This window comes from Streptosporangium sp. 'caverna' (genome assembly GCF_003203775.1).
Lineage (GTDB): Bacteria > Actinomycetota > Actinomycetes > Streptosporangiales > Streptosporangiaceae > Streptosporangium > Streptosporangium subroseum.
In genome coordinates this window covers 9,009,424-9,036,422 of sequence record NZ_CP029711.1, presented here as the reverse complement: position 1 = coordinate 9,036,422, position 26,999 = coordinate 9,009,424, and the positions used below count along the sequence as shown (strand labels likewise).

The following is a 26,999-nucleotide window of genomic DNA, read 5'->3' as shown; positions in this document are numbered from 1 at the left end:
CGCGGAGTCAACCGGGAGACTTGGGACGCACCCCGCTCACCTGGAGGAGCCCATGAGACGTCCTGGATGGCCTTCGCGATTCTGGGTCGCCGTGGCGGTCACGATCGTCAAACCGATCTCCTGGCTCCTGGTCAAGAAGGACTGGCGGCGCAGCGACCGCCTGCCCAAGACCGGCGGGATCATCCTGGTGACCAACCACCTGTCGTGGCTGGATCCGATCCTGATCTCGCACTACCTCTACAACAACGGGCGCTGGCCGACGATCCTCGCCAAGTCGGGGCTCTTCTCCGTGCCGGGGCTCGGGCACATGGTGAAGGAGCTGCAGGCCATCCCGGTCTACCGGGGGAGCGCCGACGCGGCACGCTCGCTCGGGGAGTCGGAGCGGCGGATCGCCGACGGGGCGTGCGTGATGTTCTACCCGGAGGGGACCTGCACCCGCGATCCCGAGTTCTGGCCGATGGAGGGCAAGACCGGCGCGGCCAGGCTGGCTCTGGCGACCGGCGCGCCGGTGATCCCGGTCGCTCACTGGGGGGCCCAGAAAATCCTGCCCTACGGGAGCAAGAGGCCCAGCCTCTTTCCGCGCAAGACCTTCCACGTGCTGACCGGCCCGCCGGTCGACCTGTCGAAGTACGAGGGGCAGCCGCTGCACGCGGAGGTCCTGCGCGACGCGACCGCCGACATCATGGCGGCGATCACGGTTCAGCTCGCCGAGCTGCGAGGGGAGAAGGCGCCAGGGGCGCCGGAACCCGTTGACAACTGACTTCGGCGTACGGTGATGAAATGACCAAGGCGGCTGTATTCGGCACGGGCTCGTGGGGCACTACCTTCGGCATGATCCTTGCGGGGGCGGGCACCCGGACGACCCTGTGGGGCCGGCGGGCGGAGGTGGTCGAGGCGATCGACCGCCGTCACGAGAATCCGGAATACCTTCCCGGGGCGGTGCTGCCCGAGACCCTGCGCGCCACGATCGATCCCGCCGAGGCTCTCGACGGTGCCGACTTCGTGGTGCTCGCGGTGCCCTCCCAGACACTGCGGTCCAACCTGAGCCGGTGGAAGGCGGATCTGCCGCCCGACGCGGTGCTGGTCAGCTTGATGAAGGGCATCGAGCTCGGCACCACCAAGCGGATGAGCGAGGTGATCTGCGAGGTCGCGGAGGTGCCCCAGGAGCGGGTCGCGGTGGTGTCGGGGCCCAACCTGGTCGGTGAGATCGTCCGGGGCCAGCCCGCCGCGACCGTGGTCGCCTGCACCGACGAGCGGGCCATGGAACGCCTCCAGGCGGCCTGCTACATGCCGCCGTGGTTTCGTCCCTACACCAACCCCGACGTGGTGGGGGTCGAGCTCGGAGGAGCGATCAAGAACGTGATCGCCCTGGCGGTCGGCATCTCGGCGGGGATGGGGCTCGGCGACAACGTCGGGGCGATGCTGATGACGCGCGGGCTGGCCGAGATCTCACGGCTGGGCGAGGCGCTCGGCGCGGATCCGCACACCTTCGCGGGCCTGGCGGGGATGGGCGATCTGATAGCGACCTGTACGTCCCCATTGTCCCGGAACCGTACCTTCGGTGAGAATCTTGGGCGGGGCATGACCTTGGCCGAGGTCGTCGCCGCCACGAAACAGACCGCCGAGGGGGTCAAGTCCTGCGAGTCGGTCCTCGAGCTGGCCAGGAAGCACGACGTGGAGATGCCGATCACCGAGGTGGTGGTGGCGGTGGTCCACGACGCAATGCCACCAAGCGAGGCCGCGGTGCTGCTGATGTCGCGAACTCCCAAAGCGGAACGGTACGGTCTGTGAACAGACGCACACGCAGGAGGCAGGGCGAGAACACCCGATCGGTGCACCTGCCTCCCGCGCTCGCGCCCCAGCAGAGCCCCTTCGGCCTTCCGGTGTGGCGCAACTCCGCGTGGAGCTTCGGCGACTCCGCCGAATACGCCGACGCGTTCGACGAGAAGGGCTCCGGTTTCGCCGAAGGCGGGATCGACAACCCCACCACCGCCGCCTTCGCCGCGGCGGTGGCCTCGCTGGAGGGCGCCGCGGCGCCCGAGGACGTGGCGGGCCAGGCGTTCGCCTCGGGGATGGCGGCGATCAGCACCGTCCTGATGACGTTCCTGCGCGCGGGCGCGCACATCGTGGCCCCGGCCCCCCTGTACGGCGGGACCCACTCCCTGATCACCAATGTGCTGTCCAGGTTCGGGGTCGGCGCGGACTTCGTGGACTACGGCGATCTCGCCCGGGTGCACGCGGAGGTCAGGCCCAATACGAAGATCATCTATGCGGAGACGCTCTCCAACCCGACGATGGCCGTCTCCGACATCCGAGGCCTCTACCGGATCGCCCGCATGGCCGGGGCGCTGCTGGTGGTCGACTCCACCTTCGCCACCCCGATCGTGTGCCGCCCCCTCGAACACGGCGCCGACCTGGTGATCCACTCCGCGACGAAATACCTCGGCGGCCACGACGACTGCACCGGCGGCGTCGCGGTCGGCCGTCCCGACCTGGTCGCCCAGCTGCGCGAGGTCCGCATCGACACCGGCGGGACGCTCTCCCCCGACGACGCGTTCCTGCTGCGCAGGGGACTGGAGACCCTGCCGCTGCGGGTGCGCCGGATGTGCTCCACCGCGATGCTGTTCGCCGCCGCCGTGGCCAAGCACCCCGCCGTGCGCCGGGTCGACTATCCGGGGCTGCCCGGCCACCCGGGCCACCAGCTCGCCAGACGCCTGTTCGACTCCGGCCCCGAGGGCACCAGATACGGCGCCTGCGTGACGATCACCCCGCACGGCGGTTACGGCGCGGGCGCGGCGCTGGCCGACGCGCTCAAACTCGCCTCGATCGCCACCTCCGCCGGCGGCACGCGCACCAAGGCCGCGCACGTGGCCTCGGCCACCCACCGCCGGCTCGGCAACGGCTCCGGGGTCGACGCGGGGGCGGTCCGGTTCTCCATCGGGCTTGAGGACGCGGAAGACCTCATTATGGACGTGACCAAGGCGCTGGACTCCCTTCCCCGTATCGGGTAGATAGGCGCGTCTAACAGGCAGATTGCCCCCTAAGAGGGGGTAGATTCGGTCTTCATGAGTGAACAGCACGAACCCCGTCCGCGGGTCGCCGTCGTCTTCGGCGGTCGTAACTCCGAGCACGCCGTCTCCATCCTTGGAGCCGGCAGCGTGCTGGAGGCCATCGATCGGTCCAAGTACGAGGTGGTTCCCGTGGGGATCGCCCGGGACGGACGGTGGGTGCTCGCCTCGGGGGACCAGCGTTATGAGATCGACGGCGGTGAGTTGCCCGCCGTGGACGCCCAGGGCTCCGGGCTGGCACTGCCATCCGGCGGAGGGCCGCTGGTGGCCTATGACTCGGGCAGCATTCCGATTGAGCTCGGCCATGTCGACGTGGTCTTCCCCGTGATGCACGGGCCGTTCGCCGAGGACGGCACGATCCAGGGGCTTCTGGAGATGGCCGGGGTCCGCTACGTCGGCTCCGGGGTGCTCGCCAGCGCGGTCGGCATGGACAAGGCCTACATGAAGATCGTGCTCGCCGCCGCGGGCCTGCCCATCGGCCCGTACGTCGTCGTCCGCGACCGCGACTGGCGGACCGACCGCGACCGGATCCTCAAGGAGGTCCAGGAGCTCGGCTGGCCGGTCTTCGTCAAGCCCGCCCGAGCCGGGTCCAGCCAGGGCATCTCCAAGGCGCACAACCTGGAGGAGCTGGAGCGGGCCATCGAGTTCGCCCGTGAGCACGATCCCAAGGTGCTGGTCGAGGCCGCGATCGCGGGGCGTGAGATCGAATGCGCCGTGCTGGAGTCCATGGGCGACGAGGCCGCGCGGGCCAGCGTGCCCGGCGAGGTGCTGGTCCGCGGCGACCACGAGTTCTTCGACTTCGAGGCCAAGTACATCGGCGACGACATGTCCCTCTCCGCGCCCGCGGACATCCCCGAGGACGTGACGGAGAAACTGCGGGCGATGGCCGTCCGCGCGTTCGAGGCGCTGGGCTGCGAGGGGCTGTCGCGCGTCGACTTCTTCTACACCGCCGAGGGCAAGCTGATCCTCAACGAGATCAACACGATGCCGGGCTTCACCGCGATGTCGGTCGCGCCGCAGCTGTGGGCCGTCAGCGGGCTGTCCTACCCCCAGCTGGTCGAGCGGCTGATCCAGCTCGCGCTGCACCGCTCTCCCGGCCTACGGTAGCGCCGCCTTGATGGGTGCCGCGAGATCGACGAGCACGTTCTGCGGTGTGTGCTCCTGGGAGATCGTCACCTCGACGTAGGCCTCCCGGCCGATCGCCGTGAACAGCGTCGGCCTGGTGGGGTCGGGGAACCACGCCACTCCGTCGATCTCCGGCACCTGGTCGGTGGCGGCCATCGTCGCCGGCCGCGGCACCCCGCAGCGCAGCGCGATCTGGGCCTCCCCCCACACCGCGACGTACGGCGAGGCGGGGGTGGACTCCACCCGGTCCGCGCCGTCGAGCTTCTGCGGGAGCCGCTCCCCGAGCTGCTTGCACGCGGCCACGGCCGCCCCCTCGGGGACGGGCGGTTCCATCCGGACGGTGCCGCCGCATCCCGCCAGGATCAGCAGGGCGCAGGCGCACCCCGTCCAGCGGGCGAACCGGAGAGACATCTCACATTCCTGATGGTCAGATATGAACGATGGGACACGTAAGGGTACGTGTGATTCCCTCTACCGCCTGAATCTGCGCCACCACGAGCTTGCCGAGCTCATCCACGTTGCGGGCCTCGGCCCGAACGATCACGTCGTAGGGACCGGTGACGTCCTCGGCTTGCGTGACACCGGGGATTCCGGAGATCTCGCTGGCCACGTTCGCGGCCTTGCCGACTTCGGTCTGAATGAGAATATAGGCCTGCACCATAACGTCCTCCCGGGCGATTGGATCAGTGCCGAAAGGTCACCGTACCCTGTCATGAACAGGAGGTGTGTCATCACAGTCGGAGATCTCGGCGAATTCGGGGTTATTGCACGTATTGCCGGACGCTTGCCACAAGGTGGAACCGTATTGCTCGGTCCCGGGGACGACGCCGCGATGTTGAGCGCTCCTGACGGTCGGGTCGTCGTGACAACGGACCTCTTGATCGAGGGTAGGCACTTTCGGCGTGATTGGTCCAGTGGTTACGACATAGGTCGTAAAGCTGCGGCGCAGAATCTGTCCGACATCGCGGCGATGGGGGCCGTGCCCACCGGCATCGTGGTCGGCCTCGGCCTGCCCTCCGACGCCGCCCTCACCTGGCTGGACGATCTCACCGACGGCTTCCGCGACGAGTGCGACCTCGTCGGCGCCAGCGTGGCGGGCGGGGACATCACCCGTTGCGATCTGGTCGTGATCGGCGTCACCGCCCTCGGCGACCTGGGCGGGCGCGCACCGGTCACGCGTTCGGGAGCGCGTCCGGGAGACCTGGTCGCGGTGGCCGGGCGGCTCGGGCACGCCGCCGCGGGGCTCGCGCTGCTCCGCGAGGGCCATGGCGAGCCGGCGGAGCTGATCGGGGCCCACCGGCGTCCAGCGCCCCCCTACGCCTGCGGAATCGAGGCGGCCACACTCGGCGCGACCTCGATGCTCGACGTCAGCGACGGACTGCTCCAGGACCTCGGACACGTCGCCAAGGCCTCCGGGGTCGCCCTCGTGCTCGACCCGGAGGCCTTCGCCATCCCTCCCTCGATCGCCGACGCCGCCCGGCAGCTCGGCGCCGACCCGCTGGAGTGGATGCTCGCCGGTGGCGAGGACCACGCCCTCGCCGCGACTTTTCCCGTTCACGCACGGCTCTCGCCGGCCTGGACCGTGGTGGGCCACGTGATCGAAGGGGAAGGCGTGCAGGTCAAGGGCGTTTCGCTGGACCGCGGCGGCTGGGACCACTTCCGTGAGTGACGTTTCCCACCTGCTGTGACATCAGTGAAATTTGCGACAAACGGTTATTAAACTGGTATGAAGATGGGCGGTCGAGATTCCCTAGAGGAAAGGGGCAGTATGGGCCGCCATGCGGAACACGGGGAAGACGCTTCCCCCAGCCGGGGAAAACGTAGGTCGAAGGCCACCCCGGAGCCAGGCAACCCCGACGGGGCGATCGGGCGCAGGCTCCGTCCCGAGGAGTCGGCGGTCGTCGAGACGCGGACCGGATTCCTGGGGTCGGGATGGTCCTCCGCCGAGACCGCGCTGTCCGATCCGGTCCGGCCCGAGGAGGAACGGCGCTCCGGCGGGCGGAAGATGATGCTGCTGGCCGTCGCGGCGATGATCGTGGTTCTCGGCGGAACCGTGGTCGGTGTCCAGGTGATGACCAGTCCCGCGGGGTCGAGCACCGACTGCCCGCCCGGCGGCTGCGTCCTGGCGGCGTCGAACCAGCCGGTGCCGCAGGCCGAGACCGACGAACCGGCCGGCGATCCCACCTTCGGCGAGGAGCCCGATCAGGAGCCGGGGAAGCAAGGGGCACAGGGGGAGTCGGAGGCCACTCCGACCCCCGAGGCCACCCGCCGGAGTGGCGCCGTCGTCTCCTCCGCTCCGAGTCCGACCCACGCGCCCAAGGCCACCCGCGCCCCCCGGTCCGCGGCCGCCGAGCCGCTGTCCACCGGCGCGCACTCGCCCGCGGACGGACCGAAGCTCGCGGACGAGCCGGAGCCCGCGGCCGGACCGGAGGAGAGCCCCGAACCCTCTTCGAGCCCCGCCTCCGGACCCCTCTCCGCCGATGAGACCGACGCCCCGGTGGACACCGCGCCCGCGCCCGCCCAGACCTCCGAGGCGCCCGCCCCGAACGGTCCCGCGGCGATCAGGGTCGGCGTCGACCTCGTGAGGGAGAAGTCGAGGGATTACACCGTCAGGCTCGTGGTCACCGCGGGTCAGAGGGTCAACGGCCTGAGGCTGAGTCTGCCGGTGAACGGAAGGGTCTCCTCGGTGAGCGGGGCCGCCGGGAAGCAGATCGGCGACACCCTGGTGATCGAGTCGGGCAAGGACCTGGAGCCCGGTGAGGATCTGGTCGTCAACTTCACCGCGCGCGGCCGGGCGGAGATCCCCCAGACCTGTGAGAGCAGCCAGGGGGAGTGCTCGGTCTCCTGATCTGAGACTGGTTGGATGGGGACATGACCGATTCGACCCCTCCTCGCGTGCTGACCGTCGCCGGTTCCGACTCCGGCGGTGGCGCGGGCATCCAGGCCGACCTGAAGACGATGCTGGCCCTCGGCGTGCACGGCATGAGCGTGATCGCCGCGGTGACCGCCCAGAACTCGCTGGGCGTGCAGGGATACTGGGAGCTTCCTCCGGAGGCGGTCCGCGCCCAGCTCGACTCGGTGCTCGGCGACATCGGCGCCCAGGCGGTCAAGACCGGGATGCTGGCCTCGCCCGCGCTGGTGGAGACGGTTGCCGAGGTGTTGGGGGGTCTGGACGTGCCCGTGGTGGTCGATCCGGTGGGGGTGTCCAAGCACGGTGACGCGCTGCTCGCACCGGAGGCCGTGGAGACGATGAGGTCGCGTCTGCTGCCGGCGGCCACCGTGGTCACCCCCAACCTGTGGGAGGTCGCACAGCTCACCGGGGTGAAGGTCGAGGACGAGGGAGACCTGCGCCGGGCCGCCGACGCGGTCCTTGAGTTCGGCCCCACGTGGGTGCTGGTCAAGGGCGGTCATCTGCCCGGCGCCCCGGTGGACCTGCTGACCGACGGCACGCGGGAGTTCCGCTTCACCGCCGAGCGTCACGACAACCGGCACACCCACGGCACGGGCTGCACCCTGGCCTCCGCCATCGCCTCCCACCTGGCCCTCGGCGAGGACGTCCCCTCCGCCGTGGAGAAGGCCAAGGCATACGTCACCGGTGCGATCGCGCACGGCTTCCCGCTGGGCGCGGGCATCGGCCCGGTGGACCACGCCTGGCGCCTGCGCTAGAGAATCCTGGTGAGGGGATCGGTGCCCAGGCGCCGGAGCAGGCCGGCCGCCTGAGAGGTCTCCTCGGCCTCCGGGCCGGTCCGGTGACCCGACTCGACCGCGTCGGCGAGGGCCGTCAGCTCGTACGGCGGCAGGAAGCCCTCCGCCGTGCGCAGGGCCAGCCGGACCTTGGGACCGCCCGGCTCCTGGGCGGACAGATGGGGGATCCTGCGACCCGTCGGGCGGCGGTTGCTCCCGGCTCCGGCGTATTCGGTGGAGGAGTCCAGCCAGATGCGGGCGCGGGCGAGGTCCACCCTGTGCGTCACGAAGGTGTTGCGGACCTCCAGGACGCTCCCCTTCAGCGCGGCCCGGAGGCGGAAGGTGCCGAGGGCGCCACGAAGAAAAAGGACCATGATCGCGAGGGGCACCGCCGCGAGGAACGACAGGGGGCTGAGGCTGCCCTCGAACAACCTGTCGGGCCGCAGGAGTATGGAGATCATGAACAGCGGAATGACGATGAAGGGAATGGAGAAGAGCCCGGTGGTGATCTTCGCGCCGGTGCTCGCGCCGACACTCAGCTCCAGCGGTTCGTGGGGGGTGCTCACCCGTCAGACACTAGCCATCCGGAGCGGAGATCGGGTGAGACGGAAAACAACAGCCCGCCGCCCCCTGGGAGGGGACGACGGGCTGCCGTGAAGGTCTGGCTAGCGAGTGACCTTGCCGGCCTTGATGCAGGAAGTGCACACGTTCAGCCGCTTCGGCGTGCCGTTCACCACTGCGCGCACGGGCTGGATGTTCGGGTTCCAGCGGCGACGCGTGCGTCGGTGCGAGTGGGAGATGTTGTTGCCGAAGGTCGGCTTCTTAGCGCAAACATCGCAGACGGAAGCCACGGTTCGCTCCTTCATATCAGTCGAGAGGCCCGATCCGCCGCGCTAGCGGGCGGTCATCGGGCACGCCGGGACGACCGGCTGGCCATATGAGGATATCCGATGTTCGGCCATGCACGGCAACGTGGGCCGCCATGACTGACCGAACGGGGATAATCTCCGTTGGCAACCGTAGCGCATCCCGGAGGGGGGAAGGGCAGGCATGCTGCAGGTCCTCGACCCGTCCGCGATCCGGCGGTGGTCGCGGCTGGCCGCGGAGACCCTGGGAAAGGCGCGCGAGGAGATCGACGCGCTCAACGTCTTTCCCGTGCCCGACGGCGATACCGGCACCAACCTGTACCTGACCATGCTCTCGGCGGCCGAGGCGCTCGACGGGCTGCCCGGCGACGCGGACGCGGCGACCACCTGGCGGACGCTCGCGCAGGGAGCGATGATCGGCGCCCGCGGCAACTCCGGGGTCATCGTCAGCCAGGCGCTGCGCGGTCTCGCCGAGGTGCTGAAGGGGGCCGAGGGCCGCGGCGCCGACCTCGGGCGGGGCCTGGTCAGAGCCGCCGAACTGGCCCGTGAGGCGGTGTCCCGGCCGGTTGAGGGCACGGTGCTGAGCGTGCTCACCTCCGTGGCCGCGGCGGTGGGCGACCTGCCCGGCGATCTCGTCTCGATCGCGAGGAAGGCGGCGGAGGAGGCGCGCTCCGCGCTTCGCCGTACCCCGGACCAGCTCGACGTGCTCGCCCGCAGCGGCGTCGTGGACGCGGGCGGAGCGGGCCTGGCGATCATCCTTGAGAGCCTCGCCGCGGTGATCACCGACTCCTACACCGGGCGGGTGGACATCCCGGTGCCGGTCCACCCGGCCGGCCAGGGCGCCGCGCGCCCGGAGCCGGAGGAGGGGTCCGGCCATCCCGGCTACGAGGTCATGTATCTCCTGGACGCCGACGCGGCCGCGGTGGGCGTGCTGCGCGGGGAGCTGGACGCGCTCGGCGACTCGCTCGTGATCGTGGGCGGCGAGGACCTGTGGAATGTGCACGTCCACGTGGACGACGCGGGCGCGGCCATCGAGGCGGCCCTGCGTCTGGGACGCCCCCACCGGATAAAGGTGACCTACCTGGCCGGATCCGGCAGGACTCACCCGGCCGCCCGCGGGCGAGGGGTGGTGGCCGTGGCCGCGGGGCCCGCGCTGGCCGCCGTGTTCGAGGAGTCGGGCGCCGTGGTGGTCCGCCGCGAGCCCGGCTCCAGCCCGCCCCTCGCGGCGGTGCTCGCCGCGATCCGGGAGGCGGGCTCGGAGGTCGTGGTCCTGCCCAACGACGGCGGGGCGCGCGAGGTCGCGGCCGCCGCCGCCGAGATCGCCAGGGAGGAGGGGCTCGTGGTCAGCGTGCTGCCGACGAGGGCGTCGGTGCAGGGCCTGTCGGCGCTGGCCGTCCACGACCCGCTGCGGCGCTTCGACGACGACGTGGTGGCCATGACCGAGGCCGCCGCGCACACCCGCCACGGGCACGTCTGGGTGGCCGATCGCGAGGTCATGACCAGCGCGGGGCTGACCGCGCGCGGAGACGTCCTGGGCGTGATCGACGGAGACGCCGCGGTGATCGGCACCGACCTCGCCGGCACCGCGCTCGAGGTCGTCCGCCGCATGGTGTCGTCCAGCAGCGAGCTGGTGACCGTGCTCGAAGGAGTCAACGCGCCGCCGGGACTGGCGCGGGCCGTACAGGAGCATCTGGGCGCGACGAGGCCCGACATCGAGGTGGTTCTGTACGAGGGTGGGCAGGGCGGTTACCCGTTGCTCATCGGCGTTGAGTGAATTCTGTCGCCGGGACGCGATAGAAACTTGGGGTGACGAGCTTCGACGAGCCGCTGACGAAGGCGCTGGACCCCAAGACGGCCAAGCTGCTGGAAAGCGTTCTCGACCTGCGCACCGTCGGCGATCTGCTGCGGCACTATCCGCGGCGCTACGCCGAGCGGGGTGAGCTGACGAACCTCGACGACCTGCAGATCGACGAACACGTGACCGTGGTGGGCGAGATCACCCGGGCCATGCGCAGGCCGATGCGGAACAAGGGCGGCACCTGGCTGGAGGTCGAGGTCGTCGACGGCCGCGGCAGCAAGATCTACCTGTCCTTCTTCGGCAAGACGTCCCACATCGCGGAGACGCGGCTGCGGCCGGGCCGGCGGGGCATGTTCGCGGGGAAGGTCGGCGCGTTCGGTCAGGGTGACAAGCGCAGGTGGCAGCTGTCCCATCCCGAGTTCGAGATGTTCGAGGAGGCCGAGGCGGGCGCCGAGGAGTTCGCCGCCGCGCTGGTGCCGATCTACCCGGCGGGCAAGGACGTGACGCCCTGGGCCATCCGCAGGGCGATGGGAGTCGTCCTCGACACCATGGGCGAGCTGGAGGATCCGCTCCCCGCCGACCTGCGGGCCCGGCACAAGCTTCCCGGCCTGGCGGAGGCGCTGCTCGCGATCCACCGGCCGCGCGACCACGCCGACGTGACCAGGGCGCGCAAGCGGCTCAGGTTCGACGAGGCCTTCCTGCTCCAGGCCGTGCTGCTGCAGCGCCGGATGGCCGCCGCCTCCTGGCCCGCCACGCCCCGGCCGCCGCGCGGCGACGGGATGCTGACCGACTTCGACGGGCGGCTGCCGTTCGAGCTCACGGAGGGGCAGCGGAGCGTGGGGGAGGAGATCGCCGCGGACCTGGCGCTCGCCCATCCCATGCACCGGCTGCTCCAGGGCGAGGTCGGCGCGGGCAAGACCATCGTGGCGCTGCGGGCCATGCTCCAGGTGGTCGACGCCGGAGGCCAGGCCGTGCTGCTGGCGCCCACCGAGGTGCTCGCCCAGCAGCATCACCGGTCCATCTCCTCCATGCTCGGAGAGCTGGCCGCCGGCGGCATGTTCGGCGGCACGGTGGTCGCCCTGCTGACCGGCTCGCTGGGCGCGGCCGCCCGCCGTTCGGCCATGCTCGACGCCGCCTCGGGCTCGGCGGGGATCGTCGTCGGCACCCACGCGGTGCTCCAGGAGCGTGTGCAGTTCGCCGATCTCGGCCTGGTCGTGGTCGACGAGCAGCACCGGTTCGGGGTCGAGCAGCGCGACGCGCTGCGGGAGAAGGCCGGCGGCGGGCGCCCGCACGTGCTCGTCATGACCGCCACCCCGATCCCGCGCACGGTCGCCATGACGGTCTTCGGCGACCTCACGGTCTCCACCCTCTCCCAGCTGCCCTCCGGGCGCGCCCCGATCACCACCCACGTGGTGCCCGCCGCGGAGAAACCGCACTTCCTCGACCGGACGTGGACGCGGTTGCGCGAGGAGATCGAGCTGGGCCGGCAGGCCTACATCGTGTGCCCGCGCATCGGCGACCTGGAGGGCGACGAGGGCGATCTGTCGAAGGACGACGACGAGCGGAGGCCGCCGCTGGCGGTGCTCGACGTGGCGGAGATGCTGTCGGAGGGGCCGCTGCGTGGTCTCCGTACGGCGGTGCTTCACGGCAAGCTGCCGCCCGAGGAGAAGGACGCGGTGATGCGGGCCTTCACCAGGGGCGAGATCGACGTCCTGGTGGCGACCACGGTCATCGAGGTCGGCGTGGACGTCCCCAACTCCTCGGTCATGGTCATCATGGACGCCGACCGGTTCGGCGTCTCCCAGCTCCACCAGCTCCGCGGCCGGGTCGGTCGTGGTGGATTGCCCGGTCTGTGCCTGCTGGTGTCCGAGTCGCTGGGGGGCACGCCCGCCAGGGGGCGACTCGACGCGGTGGCGGCGACCCTGGACGGCTTTGAGTTGTCCCGTGTGGACCTGGAGCAGCGCAGGGAGGGTGATGTGCTGGGAGTGGCCCAGTCGGGCCGCAGATCGTCTCTGAAGATGCTCAGGCTCCTCCGCGACGAAGACGTGATCCACGCCGCCCGCCTGGACGCCGAGGCGATGCTGACCGACGACCCCGATCTGGCCGGGCACCCCGTCCTCCGCATGGAGATCGAGAGGCTCCTCGCCGACGAGCGCGCCGAATATCTCGAGAAGACCTGAGGCTCGGGCCCGCTCATCGGGGGACCCGGGCCGACCGGCTCCGCCCGCCGATGGGGAGGGACCGGGCCGACCGGCTCCGTCCGGCATCGAGAAGAGGTCCGGCATCGAGAGGAGCCGGGGCTCGTTGGAGAGGGCCCGAGGCCGATCGACTCTGTCCGGTGGTTGGAAGGGCGAGTGCCCGATCGCCGGGAAAAGGCTGTCCGGCCGCTGGAAGGTCACGGTCCGGTCGCTGAGAAGCCGATGGACCCAACTGCGGGGACGGCCTCCCCCCGAATGCCGTCCCCGCTTGGGCCCACTCCCGGGTCAGGTGCCGAGAGCACCGGCGTGCGGAAGGGCTCACGATCACGCCGGTCGGCCTCCCCCTGGGTCACTTGGAGGCCGCAGGACTCATCATGCAAGGCACCGGCACCCGGCGGAACGACCCTTGCGCTTTCGTCGCCACTCCTTGCCCACTCTTGACCTAGATCACCTGTCAGGACCCTTTTGACCTGCGGTTATGTGATGCGTCGCGACACGCCGCGCTGTGAGGGCGCGTCGATCATCCGGGCCGTGGAGCGGTGATTAATCCGAAATACATGGCAATGACACTCCTTAAGCGTTGGGCCGTAATTCATCAGAATCGTGAGGTGCAATTGGCCCGCGACCGGTCCGGGAGCGGCATTCGACCGGCATCGGCACAGGACCGGCATCCGACCGGCATCCGACCGGCACTGAGAGGATGGGCAGGTGAGTCGAGTCATCGCGGGAATCGCAGGAGGACGGCGGCTGGCCGTGCCGCCGGGGCGGGGGACCCGCCCCACGAGCGATCGGGCCAGGGAGGGGATCTTCTCCACCGTGGGCTCGCTGTTCGGCTCGCTGGAGGGGAGCAGGGTGCTCGACCTCTACGCGGGGTCGGGCGCGCTCGGGCTGGAGGCGCTCTCGCGAGGGGCCTCCCACGCCCTTCTCGTGGAGTCCGACGCCAGGGCCGTCCGGACGATCAAGGAGAACATCGCGGCCCTCGGGCTGCCGGGAGCCGAACTCGCGGCCGACAGGGTCGAGCGGGTGCTCGCCAGGGGCACCGGCGAGCCGTACGACCTGGTGTTCGCCGACCCGCCCTACGCGATGACCGCGGAGGCGGTGGACGCGACGCTCGGGCAGCTGAGGGACCACGGCTGGCTTCACGAGGACGCGCTGGTCGCGGTGGAACGGGAGAGCAGGGGTAAGGACCTGGTCTGGCCGCTCGGATACGAAGAGGAGAGGGTCCGTCGTTATGGCGAAGCGTCCGTTTGGTACGGTCGCGCCGCCGGGAATCCATAAAGCCACAGAGCAGGGGGTTCACCTTGCGTCGCGTTGTCTGTCCGGGATCGTTTGATCCCATTACCAACGGCCATCTGGACATCATCGGCCGGGCTTCCCGGCAGTACGACGAGGTTGTCGTGGCCGTACTGATCAACCTCGAGAAGAAAAGCCTGTTCACGGTGGAGGAGCGCATCCAGATGCTCCAGACCGTGACCAAGGAGTACGGCAACGTGCGAGTGGACAAGTTTCACGGCCTGTTGGTGGACTACTGCAAGCAGCGGGAGATCCCCGCCATCGTGAAGGGTCTGCGCGCGGTCAGCGACTTCGACTACGAGCTCCAGCAGGCCCAGCTCAACTACCGGATGTCCGGGGTGGAGACCCTGTTCATGGCGACCGCGCCGGAGGTCTCGTTCCTGTCGTCCAGCCGTATCAAGGAGATCGTCAAGTACGGCGGAAACGTGTCCGGCCTCGTGCCTGATCTTGTGCAGGAACTCCTGGTCGAACGGCTCAGGGGCTAGGCCCTGGTATTCTCTGAGTTCGGCCTTGCACGACGGCGTCGATGCGCCATGCCTAACATGCCTAATGAGAGCGGAATGACTCAGCGTAACTTGAACCCCCGAGCCCCCTGGGTGATTTCTACCCATGAACTGGGGCGGCGACCAGGGCTCATGCGCCAGATGAATCTCGTTCTCCCGGCCCCGGCGGACATCGGCGTCGACATGATCGGTGTCCCCAAGGACATCGATGTCGAGCTGGACATCAGACTTGAAGCGGTCATGGAGGGTGTGCTCGTCACGGGCACTGCGCGAACCCCGCTGCGGGGGGAGTGCGCACGCTGCCTGGAACCGGTCACCTTGCAAACCGAGGTGAACTTCCAGGAGCTGTTCTTCTACTCGGCAGAGGATGCTGCCGAGGATGACTCGCTTCTTGACGGTGACCTGCTCGATCTCGAACCCACATTCCGCGACGCGGTGGTGCTCACACTGCCGCTGAGCCCGGTCTGCAGTGAAGACTGCACGGGGCTCTGCGTGGAGTGCGGGATCAGGCTGGCCGACGCCGAGCCTGGCCACAAGCACGAAGTGGTCGACGCCCGGTGGGCCAAGCTGCAAGATCTCATACCCGAACATAACAACGATCAGGAGAGCTGACGTGGCTGTCCCCAAGCGCAAAATGTCGCGGAGCAACACCCGCTCCCGCAGGTCGCAGTGGAAGGCTGCCGCGGTTTCGCTCGTGAGCTGCCCCCAGTGTCGCTCGCCCAAGCGTCCGCACGTGGCGTGTCCGACCTGCGGCACCTACAACCGCCGTCAGGTGATCGAGCCCTCCGCCTGATCGCATTCTGACTGACGGATGCCGGCCGGGTCCCTTTCCGGCCCCGGCCGGCGTTACCGTTTGCAATCCCATGCGATGGCGGTCCGCCCGCGGCTGTGGTGGACGCCGGGGTTCGCGTGTAATCGCGTACCCTCCCGGCGCCCACCACGTCTTCGGGCACTTCTCGTTCTCCCCTTCGCCATCGCGCCTTCGATGAGAAACGTGCGAGGAGAAGACGTGGGTATGAGCAGCATCAAACCGGTGGCCGTCCAGGTCGTCAAAGATGAGCTGGAGCGGGTCCTGTCGGTGACGCTGGACGTCGCCATCCTGGAGCGGGCGCTGACGCACCGCTCCTACGCCTACGAGAACGGTGGACTGCCCACCAACGAGCGCCTGGAGTTCCTCGGCGACTCGGTGCTGGGCCTGGTGGTCACCGACACCCTCTACCGCAACCACCCCGACCTGCCCGAGGGGCAGCTGGCCAAGCTCAGGGCCGCGGTGGTCAACATGCGCGCCCTCGCCGACGTGGCCCGCACGCTGGGCCTGGGCCGGTTCCTGCGGCTCGGACGCGGCGAGGAGGGCACCGGAGGACGCGACAAGTCCTCGATCCTCGCCGACACCCTTGAGGCGCTGATCGGCGCCGTCTACATCAACAGGGGCCTGGACGAGGCGTTCCGTGTCGTCCACCTGCTCTTCGACCCCCTCATCGTCCGCTCCGCCTCGCTCGGGGCGGGGCTCGACTGGAAGACCTCGCTCCAGGAGCTCACCGCGTCCGAATCGCTGGGTGTGCCCGAGTATCACGTCGAGGAAAGTGGTCCCGACCACGCCAAGTCCTTCACCGCGATCGTTCGTGTCGGTGGAGAGGAGTACGGTTCGGGTTCCGGCCGCTCGAAGAAGGAAGCCGAGCAACAGGCCGCCGAGGCGGCCTGGACCCGGATCCGTCAGGATCGGGACAGGCGCGAAGCCAGCTGACCCGACCAGGGGACGGCCGGCCTGCTCAAGGAGGGGTTCATGCCCGAGTTGCCCGAGGTCGAGGTCGTACGGCGGGGCCTGGAGCGCTGGGTGTCCGGGCGGGTCGTCGCCCACGCCGAGGTGTTCCATCCGCGGGCGATCCGGCGACACGTCCCCGGCGCCGAGGAGTTCGTCTCCCGGCTGAAGGGCCGCACGGTCGGCTCCGCCGAGCGCAGGGGCAAATATCTCTGGCTGCCCCTCGACGGCTCCGACGCGATCCTGGCGCATCTGGGGATGAGCGGGCAGTTGCTGATGGTGGAGCCGGACTCGGCTCCGGAGAAGCATCTCCGCGTCCGGATCGCCTTCACCGACGGCGGCCCCGACCTGCGCTTCGTCGACCAGCGGACCTTCGGGCACGTGCTGGTGACCGCGATGGGCCATTCCGGGGGCAGACCGGTGCCGGAGCCGATCGTTCACATCGCGGCCGACCCGTTCGAGGCCCACTTCGACGACGAGAAGTTCGCCAGCCGCCTGCGGGCCAAGCAGACCGAGGTCAAGCGGGCGCTCCTGGACCAGTCGCTGATCAGCGGTGTCGGCAACATCTACGCCGACGAGGCGCTCTGGCGGGCCGGCCTGCACGGCGTCCGGCCCACCGGGGCGCTGACCAAGCCGAAGATCGCCGAGTTGCTGGCCGCCGCCCGTCAGGTGATGGCCGCCGCCCTGTCCGAGGGCGGCACATCCTTCGACAGTCTCTACGTGAATGTCAATGGCGAGAGCGGTTACTTCGACCGGTCACTCGCCGTGTACGGCAGGCGGGACGAGCCCTGTCCCAGGTGTGGCGCCCCGATCATCAGGGAGTCGTTCATGAACCGTTCGTCCTACAGTTGCCCACGCTGCCAGCCCCGCCCGCGAAAGGCCGGGCTGTGACGGACCGGCGGCTGACCGCCTGGGTCAGAGGCCGCGTGCAGGGGGTCGGTTTCCGCTGGTGGACGCGGTCGCGGGCGCTGGAGCTCGGGCTGACCGGCTGGGCCCGCAACATGGCGGACGGCCGGGTGGAGATCGTCGCGGAGGGCTCGGAGGAATCCTGCGCCAAACTGCTGCAGTTTCTCCGCGGGGGTGACACGCCCGGCCTGGTCGACGGGGTCGTAGAGCACTGGAATGAGCCCAAAGGCGGTTTGGTGAGCTTTGTAGAGCGCTGACCGCTTCCACAAAACCCCCAAAATAAGGTATAGTTATCTGTCGAGAGTGCCTACTGGTGCATCCACCTGGAGCGTTCAACTTGACCGTCTCCCTCACCGGTGCGACTCTTGATGAGAACCGCGCGCACCCCTCCCGCGGCAAAGAAGTGCGCGAACCAGTCTGGTCACTCAGCGTGGAGGACCCTTTACCATGGCGAAGGCTCTACTCGGCCACGTCGGCGGTCCCGACCCTCGAATGGTCTCGGAAATGCGTCGCCTCCAGCAGCGCATCCGCGATCTCGAGGGAGAGCTCACCCGGCTCCAGGCCCAGAACGACGAACTCGCGGCCAACACCCGCGACGAGGAGTTCAACCGTCTGCAGGATCGCGAGCCGGCCCTTACCTAGAGGCCGGGACGGAAACACACTGTCCTAGGGGCGCCTCTTCGGGGCGTCCCTTGTCATATATGGCGCGAAAGGAAGGCCAACTGCTCCGGCAACACCCGGCGGCGGTAGGCCATGTCCTGGCATCCGGAGGTAACCCTTCCCTCGGCTGTGGCACCCAGCGCTCTGAGGCCCTTCAGCATCGTCTGAGTCTGCAGGGCCCAGTCGTCGCGCTCGCCACAGCCCAGCCATACCGGGATGTCCACGAGATCGCGCAACGGCGCCTGTGAGGCGGTAACGGCGGGTGACGCCGCGGCGACCGCCCACACTCGTTTCGGGCCCAGCTCCGCGGCCATCCTCAGCGCTCCGGCTCCCCCCGACGACCAGCCCAGCAGCCCGATCCTCTCGGTGTCCAGTCCGTTCGCCCGCAGGTAGGGCAGGACCGTCCCGGTGATGTCGGCGGAAGGCCAGTCGTCGACGGCGGCCACCGCGAAACGCCCGCCGCTCGCGGCCAGGTGGCGATCGGCCGAATAGCGGTCGAACGGTGTGCACGCGTCGCCCAGGTCGCCGTGAAGCATGATCACCACAGGAATCTCCCCCCGCACCCCCGGTGGAAATCCGATGATCACTCGGTGCCTGCCCACCTTGCTCTGCAGCCGCGCCCCGGGGCGCGCCGACGGCGGGTCGGGAACCGGGCCGCAGACAATCTGGGCGTATGCATCCCGAATGCCCTCCGGGCCGGCTATCAGCGCGGCCCCACCAAGGCCCAGCATGGCCAGCCCTCCGCCTATGAGAAAAGTGCGCCTTTTAAGAAGGCTTTCCCCACTTGGGGGGGTTGCTGGAGCTTCGCCCTCACCGCGTTCCGCATCCATGCACGGCACCATAGGCGGTGTACAGGCGAGCGCGGGTGAAGAACGGTAGTCTTCCCCCACACGGGAGTCGAGCAACGGACTGACGAGGGAAGACACCGGAGATTTGCGCCTGAACCGCCAGGCGCGGCGTGCGTGTTGGACGAAAGTTCACCCCAGGAGCACGCCGGAGAACAGGGGGGCGGATGTATCTCAAGACCCTGACCCTGCGTGGATTCAAGTCCTTCGCCTCGGCCACCACCCTCCGGTTCGAGCCGGGGATCACCGCCGTCGTCGGTCCCAACGGATCGGGCAAGTCCAACGTGGTCGACGCCCTGGCCTGGGTCATGGGCGAGCACAGCGCCAAGTCGCTGCGCGGCGGCAAGATGGAAGACGTCATCTTCGCGGGCACCTCCTCACGCGCCCCGCTGGGCCGCGCAGAGGTCACGCTGACCATCGACAACACCGACGGCATGCTTCCGATCGACTACACCGAGGTCACGATCAGCCGCCTGATGTTCCGGGCCGGCCAGAGCGAATACGCCATCAACGGCGACACCTGCCGCCTGCTGGACATCCAGGAGCTGCTCTCGGACTCCGGCATCGGCCGGGAGATGCACGTGATCGTCGGGCAGGGCCAGCTCGACCAGGTGCTGCACGCGGGTCCCGAGGAGCGCCGGGCGTTCATCGAGGAGGCCGCGGGCGTCCTGAAGCACCGCAAGCGCAAGGAGAAGGCGCTGCGGAAGCTCGACGCGATGCAGGCCAACATGACCCGCGTCCAGGACCTCACCACCGAGCTGCGCCGCCAGCTCAAGCCGCTGGGCCGCCAGGCCGAGATCGCGCGCAAGGCCGCCGTCATCCAGGCCGACCTCCGCGACGCCCGCCTGCGGCTGCTCGCCGACGACGTGCTCACCCTGCGGACCACGCTGGAGCGGGAGACGGCCGACGAGGCCGCCGTCCTCGCCCGCCGTGCGGCGGTGGAGACCGAGCTGGAGCAGGGCCAGGTCGCCGAGTCCGAGCTGGAGGCCGCCGAGGCCGAGGCCCAGCCGCGCCTGGCCGCCGCGCAGGAGACCTTTTTCCGGCTCTCCTCGCTGCGCGAGCGCCTCAGGGGCCTGGGCGGGCTGGCCGCGGAGCGCCACCGCCACGCGACCGACACCGCCGTGGAGCGGCGCGGGCGCGACCCCGAAGACTTCGAGCGCGAGGCCGAGGAGGTCAGGGAGCAGGAGCGGGTCCTCGCCGAGCTGCTCGCCGACGAGCAGGAGTCGCTCGCCAGGGCCGTGGCCCGGCGCACCGAGACCGAGGGCGCGCTCGCCGCCGAGGAGCGGCGGCTGGCCGCCGAGGCCAGGGCCGCAGCCGACAGGCGCGAGGGGCTGGCCAGGCTCAGGGGCCAGGTGGGTGCCGTGCGCAGCCGGGCGGGGGCCGCCGAGGAGGAGATCGGGCGGCTGACACGCTCGCTGGAGGAGGCCGAGCAGCGCGCCGAGCAGGCCCAGGCCGAGCACGACGGCCAGGAGCAGGCCGAGCCCGCCGCCGATCCCGCCCTCGCCGAGGAGCTGGAGATCGCGCTGGAGGTCGTGGAGCAGGCCCGGGAGTCCGTGGAACGGGCCAGAGCCGGGGTCGAGGAGGCCAAGGCGGCCGTCGCCGGGCCGAACGCCGCGCTCGGCGCCGCCAAGTCCGCCCTCGGTGTGGCGCGCAAGGCCGACCAGGAGGCGCAGCGCCAGGTGGCCGCGCTGGAGGCCAGGTTCGAGGCCCTGGAGCTGGGTCTGATCAGCGGCGCGGACGGCGGCGCGGTGCTGCTCGGCGCCGACCTGGCCGGGGTGCTCGGCCCGGTGGCGGCCATGCTGACCGTACGGCCCGGTGCCGAGGTGGCCGTCGCCACCGTGCTCGGCGCGGCCGCCGAGGCCGTCGCGGTGGAGTCCCTGCAGAGCGCGGCCGACGCCATCGAGTTCCTCAGAAACGAGGACGGCGGCCAGGCCTCCATAGTCATCGCCGCCGGTGGGGCGGAGATCCAGACGGGCTCCGTGCCGGTGGCCGGCGCCGAATGGGCGATCAACCTGGTCACGGTCCCCGCCGAGCTGCGGGCCGCCGCCGCGCACCTGCTGGCGGGCGTGCTGGTCGTCGATGATCTGACGATCGCCAGGAAGGCGGTCGAGCAGCGCCCCGAGCTGCGGGCCGTCACCCGTTCCGGTGACCTCCTGGGCGCCTACGCTGCCAGGGGCGGTTCGGCGGGCGGCACCTCGGCGCTCCAGGTACGGGCCGCGCTGGACGAGGCGGGCGTCGCCCTGGCCGCGGCCAGGGTCGCCGCCGAGCAGGCCGGGACGGCGATGGAGGAGGCCGCAGAGGCCGAGGGCGAGGCGCAGTTCGCGGTCGAGAGCGCCCAGGCGCGGGTGACCGAGACGCAGACGGGCGTGCAGACCGCCCAGGCCGGCGTCAACGCGGCGCAGGTCGCGCTGGACCAGGTCCGGGCCAGGCAGCGCGACGCCGACCAGCGCGTCGCCGCGGTCGCCAAGCGTCTGGCCCAGCTGGACGCCGCGGCCAGAGCCGCCCGCGACGAGTGCGAGCGGCTGGCCAGGGGCGTGCGGGCGGCGCAGGAGGCCCGCGACCGGGACGCGGCGGGTCTCACCGAGCTCGAGGAACGGCTCGCCGCCGCGAGCGAGGAGGGGGAGCTGGAGACGGAGCCCACCACCGAGATGCGCGACGAGCTCGCCGAGATCTGCGCGGTGGCCAGGCAGTCCGAGATGGAGGCCCGCCTCGCCGTACGAACGGCCGAGGAGCGGGCCAGGGGCATCGAGGGCAAGGCCGACGGGCTGATGCGCGCGGCGGAGCGGGAGCGCGAGGAGCGGGCCAGGGCCGCCGACCTGCGAGAGCGGCGGCGCAGGCACGCACGGGTGGCCCAGGCGGTCGTCCGGGGCATCGAGCGGGCGTTGCGGATGCTGGAGACCTCGATCGTCGCCGCCACCGCGGAGCGCGACGAGGCCGAGCAGGCGCGCGGGCAGATCGACGCCTCGCTCAAGTCCATCCGGCTCCGGGTCCGTGAGCTGTCGGGGGAGCTGGACAAGCTGGTCAACCGGGCGCACGGCAGCGAGGTGGCCAGGACCGAGCAGCGGATGCGCCTGGAGCAGCTGGAGATGCGGGCGGTGGAGGAGTACGGCGTCGAGACCGACACCCTCATCGCCGAGTACGGCCCGGCCGAGCCGGTCCCCACGGGGGACGGCGACCCCGTGCCCTACGTGCGGGAGGAGCAGCAGAAGCGGGCCAGGGCGGCCGACCGCCAGATGTCCCAGCTCGGCAAGGTGAACCCTCTCGCGCTGGAGGAGTTCGCGGCGCTGGAGGAGCGGCACTCGTTCCTCACCTCGCAGCTGGAGGACCTGAAGAAGACCCGGCGTGACCTGCTGCTCGTGGTCAAGGAGGTCGACGATCGGGTCGAGCAGGTGTTCACCGCCGCGTTCGAGGACGTGGCCCGCGAGTTTGAAACGATCTTCACGCGGGTGTTCCCGGGAGGCGAGGGCAGGCTGCTGCTCACCGATCCCACCGACATGCTGACCACCGGAGTCGAGGTCGAGGCCCGGCCGCCCGGCAAGAAGGTCAAGCGGCTGTCCCTGCTGTCCGGCGGCGAGCGGTCACTGACCGCGGTGGCCTTCCTCGTCTCGATCTTCAAGGCGCGGCCCTCGCCGTTCTACGTGATGGACGAGGTCGAGGCCGCGCTGGACGACACCAACACCCAGCGCCTGCTGACCCTGTTCGAGGAGCTCAGGCAGACCTCGCAGATCATCATCATCACCCACCAGAAGCGCACCATGGAGATCGCCGACGCGCTGTACGGAGTGTCGATGCGGGGCGACGGCGTGACCCATGTCATCAGCCAGCGCCTGAGAGAACACGAGTCCGCCTGACCCCACCGTGTCCGAGCATTCCGGGTCGTCTGGAAAACTGTGGTCTTGTGGAAGCCTATCTCGGCATAATCGCGATCATCGTTGTCGTCGCCCTGCTTGCGACGGGCGGCGTGTTCCTGCTCTTCAGGCGTGGGGGCGGGCAGGCCCCGCCGGTCGAGCCGCCCGAGGTGCGGCCGCTCCCCGGGGAGCAGGCGCCCGCCGGGACCGTCACCAAGGATGACGACGCGGCGACGACCACCGTCCCGCCGCCGGCGAGGCCGGCCGAGCCCGTGGTCGTCACCCCGGAGATCGAGGTTCCGCCGCCGTCCGCGGGCAGGATGGTACGGCTCCGCACCCGGCTGGCCCGATCGCAGAGCACCTTCGGCAAGGGACTCCTCGAGCTCCTCTCCAGGGACCGTCTCGACGACGACGCCTGGGACGAGATCGAGGAGACTCTGCTCACCGCGGACGTCGGCGTCTCGCCCACCCGGGCGATGGTCGACGAGCTGCGGACCCGCGTGAAGATCCTGGGCAGCCGGACGCCCGCGGAGGCGCGGGCCCTGCTCAGGGAGCAGCTGCTCATCCAGATCGGCGCGGACATGGACCGCACCCTGCACGTCAAGCCGCACGGTGAGCGTCCGGCCGTGGTCCTCGTGGTCGGCGTCAACGGCACCGGCAAGACCACCACCACCGGCAAGCTGGCCCGTTCCCTCATCGGTGACGGCAGCACGGTCGTGCTCGGCGCGGCCGACACCTTCCGCGCCGCCGCCGCCGACCAGCTCCAGACCTGGGGAGACCGGGTCGGAGCCCAGGTCGTGCGCGGCCCGGAGGGCGGCGACCCCGCCTCGGTCGCCTTCGACGCCGTGGCCCGGGGCATCCAGGACAAGGTCGACGTGGTGATCGTGGACACCGCGGGCCGGCTGCACACCAAGACCGGCCTGATGGACGAGCTCGGCAAGGTCAAGCGTGTCATCGAGAAGAAGGCCGTGGTCGACGAGGTCCTGCTCGTTCTCGACGCCACCACGGGCCAGAACGGCATGCGCCAGGCCCAGGTGTTCGCCGAGGTCGTCAACATCACCGGTATCGCCCTGACCAAGCTCGACGGCACCGCCAAGGGCGGCATCATCATCTCCGTCCAGCGCGAGCTGGGCGTTCCGGTCAAGCTTGTCGGTCTCGGAGAGGGGGCCGACGACCTGGCGCCGTTCGACCCCGAGGTCTTCGTCGACGCCCTCCTCGGAGACTGAGCTCCGGCACCGCACCGCCATGGGGCGAATGCCCCGGGGCGGTGCGGGCGAGCGACCGTGAGACAGAGAGCGGTCCCGGGTCGTGAGCGGCGGGGGACCCGGCGGTGAGGACAGGCCGGTCCCGGGTGTGGCGGTGGCCCGGGTCGGGTCTGATCATGGCCTGGGTCGGGTCGGGTCTGATCGTGGGCCGGGCCGGTGCTGGGCGTGGCGGCGTGGCCGTGGCCCGGGTCAGCTCGGGGGGTGGGCCCGGGTGCCGATGGGGATGACCAGCGGGGTGCCCGCCACCGGGTCTTCGATGACCTTGGCGTCCAGATCGAAGACCTCCGCCAGCAGCCCCTCGGTGAGGACCTCGGCCGGGGTTCCCGAGGCGATGACCTTGCCGTCGCGCATGGCGACCAGGCGGTCGGCGTAGCGGGCGGCGAGGTTCAGGTCGTGCAGGACCATCACCACGGTCCGGCCGAGCTCACCGTGGAGTCTGCGGACCAGCTCCAGGACCTCGATCTGATGGGCCAGGTCGAGGAAGGTCGTCGGCTCGTCGAGCAGCAGCAGGTCGGTGCCCTGGGCGAGGGCCATCGAGATCCACGCGCGCTGCCGCTGCCCGCCCGACAGCTCGTCCAGCGGCCTGTCGCCCAGCTCCAGCAGGCCGGTCATGGACAGGGCCTCGCTGACCGCCGACTCGTCGTCGGACGACCACTGCCGGTACCAGGTCTGGTGCGGATGCCGTCCCCTGGCCACCAGGTCGGCCACGGTCAGCCCCTCGGGGGCCGTGGGCGCCTGCGGCAGCACGCCCAGGATCCTGGCGACCTCCTTGCTGGGCATCCTGTCGATGCGCTTGCCGTCCAGCAGCACCTCGCCGCCCGATGGCTTGAGCAGCCGTCCCAGGGCGCGGAGCAGCGTGGACTTGCCGCACCCGTTCGGCCCGATGATCGTGGTCACCGTTCCGGCCTCGATGCCGAGGTCGAGACCGTCGACGATGATCCGGTCGCCGTACCCGAGCTTGAGGTCAACGGCCTTCAGTCTCACGATCGCGCCTTTCTGCGCACACGGATGAGGAGATAGATCAGATAGGGGGCGCCGAGGACGGCGGTGACCACGCCCACCGGCAGCTCGACGGGGCTGAACAGGGTCCGTGAGATCAGGTCCGCGGCGGTGGTCAGGGCGGCTCCCACCAGGGCCGAGACGACCAGCGGCGGCTGCGCCACCCCCGCCAGGCGCAGCGCGATCTGCGGGGCGGCCAGGGCGACGAAGGCGATGGGCCCGGCCGAGGCGGTCGCCGTCGCCGCGAGCAGGACGGCCGCGAGGATCATCAGGCCCCTGGCGAGGTTCATCCGTACGCCCAGACCGGTCACGGTGTCGTCGCCGAAGCGCAGCGCGCCGAGCGAGCGGGTGCCGAGCAGGGTCAGCGGGATGAGCACGGCGAGCGCCAGTGAGACCGGGACCACGTGCTCCCAGCCCCGGCCGTTCAGCGAGCCGGTGATCCAGACCATGGCCTTGCCGGTGTCGTTGACGTCCCCGACGGTCAGCAGCCAGTACTTGACGTTGGTGCAGACCGCCGAGACGCCGATGCCGACCAGCACCAGGCGGTAGCCGTCCATGCCCCGGCGCCAGGCCAGCAGGTAGACGGTCAGCGCTCCGACCAGCCCGCCGAGCAGGGCCGCCACGGGGATGCCCACCGCGGCCAGCGGGCCGCTGGCGCCGCCCGTGGTGGCTCCCGCCGCCATGGTGATCGCGACCACGGTCACGCTGGCGCCGCCGGTGACACCGAGGATGTCGGGGCTGGCCAGCGGGTTGCGGGCGACGGCCTGGGTGATCGCCCCGGCCAGGGCGAGGGCCGCGCCGACGAGGGCGCCGGTCAGCGCGCGGGGGAGGCGGAGCTCCATGACGACGAAGTGGTTGGAGCCGTCACCGGTGATCGCCTGGAACACCTCGGGGACGCTCATCGGGATGTCGCCGATGCGCATGGTGAGCGCCATCAGCAGCACCACGGAGGCCAGCAGGACCAGGGCCACGGCGGCGGAGCGCAGGCGGAGCAGCCAGGAGGCGGAGCCGATCCGCAACGGCCGCCCGTTCACGAGTCTTTCCGACGGGGATGTCACAGGCGGACCGGCTTTCTCCGTCGGACCAGGGCTATGAAGAACGGCGCGCCGATGAGGGCGAGCACAACGCCGACCTCCAGTTCGCCCGGACGCGCCACCACCCGGCCGATCACGTCCGTGAGGAGCAGCGCGGCGGCGCCGATCAGCCCGGAGTACGGCAGCAGCCAGCGGTGGTCGGGGCCGGACAGCGGGCGGGCCAGGTGCGGGACGATCAACCCGAGAAAGGCCAGCGCGCCGCAGGCCGCCACGGAGGCCCCGCTGAGCAGCGTGATGGCGGCGATGCCGACGGCGCGGGTCAGGGCGACGTTCTGGCCGAGGGCGCGGGCGACGTCCTCTCCGAGGGAGAGCGCGTTGAGGCCGGGAGCGTTGAACAGCGCCAGGAGCAGGCCGACGGCGATGAACGGGAGCACCTGCCAGGCGACGTCGGGGCCTCTGGCCGCGATCGAGCCCGACTGCCAGAACCGGAAGACGTCCAGGGCCTGCTCGTCCATGAGGACCAGGGCCGAGGTGAGCGCGTAGAGGAAGGCGCTGACCGCGGTGCCCGCGAGGGCCAGGGTCACGGGTGTGGGGCTGCTCCGGCCGCCGGCCATGCCGAGGGCGAAGACCCCCGCGCTGGCGAGGAGCGCTCCGGCCAGGCCGAACCAGATGTAGCCGTAGAGGCTGGTGACACCGAGCACCATGATGCTGAGGACCATTGCGAACCCCGCGCCCTGGGTGACGCCGAGCAGGCCGGGGTCTGCCAGCGGGTTGCGGGTGTGGCCCTGCATGAGGGCCCCCGCGACGCCGAGCGCGATCCCGGCCAGGATGCCGATGGCGGTCCTGGGGATGCGCAGCGACCGGACGACGATGTCGCTCTCGGTGCCCGTCGGGGTGGTCAGCGCGTGCCAGACCTCGGCCGGAGGGACGGGCTTCGCGCCGATCGCGACGCTGAGCGCGACCGTCACGGCGAGGGTCGCGAACAGCCCCGCCAGAACGAGCAGGCGATGCCGGTGGATCGCCCGGATGGTCCTCCCGGAGGACGCCGTTCGCGTGATTGCCGCCGTGCTCACCCGCGCTCCTCTCGTTTGCCGATTTCGGCATGAGTATGCCAGTTTAGGTATAGCTAAGCTAAATTAGGCTCACCT

27 protein-coding genes are annotated in these 26,999 nt (G+C 70.5%); 19 read left to right on the top strand and 8 right to left on the bottom strand.

Features of this window, described 5'->3' with window-relative positions; translation table 11 throughout:
* Positions 1-52 precede the first annotated feature (52 nt).
* The 4 genes from DKM19_RS38835 to DKM19_RS38820 are packed head-to-tail and all read left to right on the top strand — an operon-like array spanning position 53 to position 4,175.
* Positions 53-760 carry a 1-acyl-sn-glycerol-3-phosphate acyltransferase gene (locus DKM19_RS38835; protein ID WP_110702782.1) on the top strand — a complete coding sequence of 236 codons (708 nt, stop codon included), beginning with the start codon at positions 53-55 and terminating at the stop codon, positions 758-760.
* A gap of 20 nt (positions 761-780) precedes the next feature.
* On the top strand, positions 781-1,791 hold the full coding sequence (locus DKM19_RS38830; protein WP_110702780.1) for an NAD(P)H-dependent glycerol-3-phosphate dehydrogenase: 1,011 nt from the start codon (positions 781-783) through the stop codon (positions 1,789-1,791).
* Entirely contained in the window at positions 1,788-3,011 is a 1,224-nt protein-coding gene (locus DKM19_RS38825) for a PLP-dependent aspartate aminotransferase family protein (protein WP_110702778.1), read from the top strand. Before DKM19_RS38830 ends, DKM19_RS38825 begins: the two co-directional genes overlap by 4 nt.
* 54 nt (positions 3,012-3,065) lie before the next feature.
* Positions 3,066-4,175 (top strand): D-alanine--D-alanine ligase family protein, encoded by a 1,110-nt coding sequence (locus DKM19_RS38820; protein ID WP_110702776.1) that lies wholly within the window; start codon positions 3,066-3,068, stop codon positions 4,173-4,175.
* On the opposite strand, the gene DKM19_RS38815 is transcribed toward DKM19_RS38820, so the two are convergent.
* Both DKM19_RS38815 and DKM19_RS38810 read right to left on the bottom strand, forming a co-directional pair.
* Complete coding sequence (locus tag DKM19_RS38815; RefSeq protein WP_110702774.1) at positions 4,167-4,604, bottom strand: DUF3515 domain-containing protein; 438 nt, start codon at positions 4,602-4,604, stop codon at positions 4,167-4,169. The genes DKM19_RS38820 and DKM19_RS38815 overlap by 9 nt on opposite strands.
* A 16-nt stretch (positions 4,605-4,620) precedes the next feature.
* Entirely contained in the window at positions 4,621-4,854 is a 234-nt protein-coding gene (locus DKM19_RS38810) for an Lrp/AsnC family transcriptional regulator (RefSeq protein WP_089213386.1), read from the bottom strand.
* A 51-nt stretch (positions 4,855-4,905) separates the two neighbouring features.
* Here DKM19_RS38810 and DKM19_RS38805 point away from each other — a divergent pair, with 51 nt between their 5' ends.
* From DKM19_RS38805 to thiD, 3 genes are all read left to right on the top strand, one after another.
* Positions 4,906-5,862, top strand: coding sequence for a thiamine-phosphate kinase (locus tag DKM19_RS38805; RefSeq protein ID WP_110702772.1), 957 nt, complete (start codon positions 4,906-4,908; stop codon positions 5,860-5,862).
* 99 nt (positions 5,863-5,961) lie between these two features.
* Positions 5,962-7,041 carry a hypothetical protein gene (locus DKM19_RS38800; RefSeq protein WP_110702770.1) on the top strand — a complete coding sequence of 360 codons (1,080 nt, stop codon included), beginning with the start codon at positions 5,962-5,964 and terminating at the stop codon, positions 7,039-7,041.
* A 23-nt stretch (positions 7,042-7,064) separates the two neighbouring features.
* On the top strand, positions 7,065-7,859 hold the full coding sequence (gene thiD / locus DKM19_RS38795) for a bifunctional hydroxymethylpyrimidine kinase/phosphomethylpyrimidine kinase (protein WP_110702768.1): 795 nt from the start codon (positions 7,065-7,067) through the stop codon (positions 7,857-7,859).
* On the opposite strand, the gene DKM19_RS38790 is transcribed toward thiD, so the two are convergent.
* Positions 7,856-8,443: a hypothetical protein gene (locus DKM19_RS38790; protein ID WP_110702766.1), complete on the bottom strand. Its 588-nt coding sequence runs from the start codon at positions 8,441-8,443 to the stop codon at positions 7,856-7,858. The genes thiD and DKM19_RS38790 overlap by 4 nt on opposite strands.
* A gap of 99 nt (positions 8,444-8,542) precedes the next feature.
* A complete protein-coding gene (rpmB, locus tag DKM19_RS38785) occupies positions 8,543-8,728 on the bottom strand; it encodes a 50S ribosomal protein L28 (RefSeq protein WP_089213390.1) in 186 nt (61 codons plus the stop codon).
* Positions 8,729-8,927: 199 nt separating this feature from the next.
* Here rpmB and DKM19_RS38780 point away from each other — a divergent pair, with 199 nt between their 5' ends.
* The 10 genes from DKM19_RS38780 to DKM19_RS38735 all read left to right on the top strand — a co-directional run bounded on the left by DKM19_RS38780 (position 8,928) and on the right by DKM19_RS38735 (position 17,842).
* A complete protein-coding gene (locus tag DKM19_RS38780) occupies positions 8,928-10,517 on the top strand; it encodes a DAK2 domain-containing protein (RefSeq protein ID WP_110702764.1) in 1,590 nt (529 codons plus the stop codon).
* A 32-nt stretch (positions 10,518-10,549) separates the two neighbouring features.
* Positions 10,550-12,721, top strand: coding sequence for an ATP-dependent DNA helicase RecG (gene recG, locus DKM19_RS38775; RefSeq protein WP_110702762.1), 2,172 nt, complete (start codon positions 10,550-10,552; stop codon positions 12,719-12,721).
* Between the two features lie 726 nt (positions 12,722-13,447).
* Positions 13,448-14,017 carry a 16S rRNA (guanine(966)-N(2))-methyltransferase RsmD gene (gene rsmD / locus DKM19_RS38770; RefSeq protein WP_110702760.1) on the top strand — a complete coding sequence of 190 codons (570 nt, stop codon included), beginning with the start codon at positions 13,448-13,450 and terminating at the stop codon, positions 14,015-14,017.
* A 23-nt stretch (positions 14,018-14,040) separates the two neighbouring features.
* A complete protein-coding gene (coaD, locus tag DKM19_RS38765; protein ID WP_204358428.1) occupies positions 14,041-14,517 on the top strand; it encodes a pantetheine-phosphate adenylyltransferase in 477 nt (158 codons plus the stop codon).
* A gap of 75 nt (positions 14,518-14,592) precedes the next feature.
* The gene (locus tag DKM19_RS38760) at positions 14,593-15,147 is read left to right on the top strand and encodes a DUF177 domain-containing protein (RefSeq protein ID WP_110702758.1); all 555 of its coding nucleotides are present in this window, start codon (positions 14,593-14,595) and stop codon (positions 15,145-15,147) included.
* Between the two features lies 1 nt (position 15,148).
* A complete protein-coding gene (gene rpmF / locus DKM19_RS38755; RefSeq protein WP_012894381.1) occupies positions 15,149-15,328 on the top strand; it encodes a 50S ribosomal protein L32 in 180 nt (59 codons plus the stop codon).
* 222 nt (positions 15,329-15,550) lie between these two features.
* Complete coding sequence (gene rnc / locus DKM19_RS38750) at positions 15,551-16,279, top strand: ribonuclease III (protein ID WP_110702756.1); 729 nt, start codon at positions 15,551-15,553, stop codon at positions 16,277-16,279.
* Positions 16,280-16,318: 39 nt separating this feature from the next.
* Positions 16,319-17,185: a bifunctional DNA-formamidopyrimidine glycosylase/DNA-(apurinic or apyrimidinic site) lyase gene (gene mutM / locus DKM19_RS38745; protein WP_110702754.1), complete on the top strand. Its 867-nt coding sequence runs from the start codon at positions 16,319-16,321 to the stop codon at positions 17,183-17,185.
* Positions 17,182-17,457 carry an acylphosphatase gene (locus DKM19_RS38740; protein ID WP_110702752.1) on the top strand — a complete coding sequence of 92 codons (276 nt, stop codon included), beginning with the start codon at positions 17,182-17,184 and terminating at the stop codon, positions 17,455-17,457. The genes mutM and DKM19_RS38740 overlap by 4 nt, the downstream gene beginning before the upstream one ends.
* A gap of 190 nt (positions 17,458-17,647) precedes the next feature.
* Positions 17,648-17,842 carry a hypothetical protein gene (locus tag DKM19_RS38735; RefSeq protein ID WP_089213397.1) on the top strand — a complete coding sequence of 65 codons (195 nt, stop codon included), beginning with the start codon at positions 17,648-17,650 and terminating at the stop codon, positions 17,840-17,842.
* A gap of 53 nt (positions 17,843-17,895) precedes the next feature.
* Here the strand turns inward: DKM19_RS38735 and DKM19_RS38730 are convergent, their stop codons facing one another.
* Entirely contained in the window at positions 17,896-18,405 is a 510-nt protein-coding gene (locus tag DKM19_RS38730; protein ID WP_162642087.1) for a hypothetical protein, read from the bottom strand.
* A 467-nt stretch (positions 18,406-18,872) separates the two neighbouring features.
* On the opposite strand from DKM19_RS38730, the gene smc reads away from it, so the two are divergent.
* Both smc and ftsY read left to right on the top strand, forming a co-directional pair.
* Positions 18,873-22,556, top strand: a complete 3,684-nt coding sequence (smc, locus tag DKM19_RS38725) for a chromosome segregation protein SMC (RefSeq protein ID WP_110702748.1) — start codon at positions 18,873-18,875, stop codon at positions 22,554-22,556.
* Positions 22,557-22,603: 47 nt separating this feature from the next.
* On the top strand, positions 22,604-23,779 hold the full coding sequence (gene ftsY, locus DKM19_RS38720) for a signal recognition particle-docking protein FtsY (RefSeq protein WP_110702746.1): 1,176 nt from the start codon (positions 22,604-22,606) through the stop codon (positions 23,777-23,779).
* Between the two features lie 228 nt (positions 23,780-24,007).
* Here the strand turns inward: ftsY and DKM19_RS38715 are convergent, their stop codons facing one another.
* The 3 genes from DKM19_RS38715 to DKM19_RS38705 are packed head-to-tail and all read right to left on the bottom strand — an operon-like array spanning position 24,008 to position 26,924.
* The gene (locus tag DKM19_RS38715) at positions 24,008-24,802 is read right to left on the bottom strand and encodes an ABC transporter ATP-binding protein (protein WP_110702744.1); all 795 of its coding nucleotides are present in this window, start codon (positions 24,800-24,802) and stop codon (positions 24,008-24,010) included.
* The gene (locus DKM19_RS38710; RefSeq protein WP_239513821.1) at positions 24,799-25,851 is read right to left on the bottom strand and encodes an iron chelate uptake ABC transporter family permease subunit; all 1,053 of its coding nucleotides are present in this window, start codon (positions 25,849-25,851) and stop codon (positions 24,799-24,801) included. Before DKM19_RS38710 ends, DKM19_RS38715 begins: the two co-directional genes overlap by 4 nt.
* Before the next feature lie 20 nt (positions 25,852-25,871).
* Positions 25,872-26,924, bottom strand: a complete 1,053-nt coding sequence (locus tag DKM19_RS38705) for an iron ABC transporter permease (protein ID WP_110702741.1) — start codon at positions 26,922-26,924, stop codon at positions 25,872-25,874.
* Positions 26,925-26,999: the final 75 nt, after the last annotated feature.

Coding starts and splice junctions, on each gene's coding strand:
- DKM19_RS38760 (WP_110702758.1), top strand. CDS start 14,593: ATGACTCAGCGTAACTTGAACCCCCGAGCCCCCTGGGTGATTTCTACC.
- smc (WP_110702748.1), top strand. CDS start 18,873: ATGTATCTCAAGACCCTGACCCTGCGTGGATTCAAGTCCTTCGCCTCG.
- DKM19_RS38815 (WP_110702774.1), bottom strand. CDS start 4,604: ATGTCTCTCCGGTTCGCCCGCTGGACGGGGTGCGCCTGCGCCCTGCTG.
- rnc (WP_110702756.1), top strand. CDS start 15,551: ATGAGCAGCATCAAACCGGTGGCCGTCCAGGTCGTCAAAGATGAGCTG.
- DKM19_RS38830 (WP_110702780.1), top strand. CDS start 781: ATGACCAAGGCGGCTGTATTCGGCACGGGCTCGTGGGGCACTACCTTC.
- DKM19_RS38835 (WP_110702782.1), top strand. CDS start 53: ATGAGACGTCCTGGATGGCCTTCGCGATTCTGGGTCGCCGTGGCGGTC.
- DKM19_RS38780 (WP_110702764.1), top strand. CDS start 8,928: ATGCTGCAGGTCCTCGACCCGTCCGCGATCCGGCGGTGGTCGCGGCTG.
- DKM19_RS38805 (WP_110702772.1), top strand. CDS start 4,906: ATGAACAGGAGGTGTGTCATCACAGTCGGAGATCTCGGCGAATTCGGG.
- DKM19_RS38810 (WP_089213386.1), bottom strand. CDS start 4,854: ATGGTGCAGGCCTATATTCTCATTCAGACCGAAGTCGGCAAGGCCGCG.
- mutM (WP_110702754.1), top strand. CDS start 16,319: ATGCCCGAGTTGCCCGAGGTCGAGGTCGTACGGCGGGGCCTGGAGCGC.
- thiD (WP_110702768.1), top strand. CDS start 7,065: ATGACCGATTCGACCCCTCCTCGCGTGCTGACCGTCGCCGGTTCCGAC.
- DKM19_RS38820 (WP_110702776.1), top strand. CDS start 3,066: ATGAGTGAACAGCACGAACCCCGTCCGCGGGTCGCCGTCGTCTTCGGC.
- DKM19_RS38735 (WP_089213397.1), top strand. CDS start 17,648: ATGGCGAAGGCTCTACTCGGCCACGTCGGCGGTCCCGACCCTCGAATG.
- DKM19_RS38800 (WP_110702770.1), top strand. CDS start 5,962: ATGGGCCGCCATGCGGAACACGGGGAAGACGCTTCCCCCAGCCGGGGA.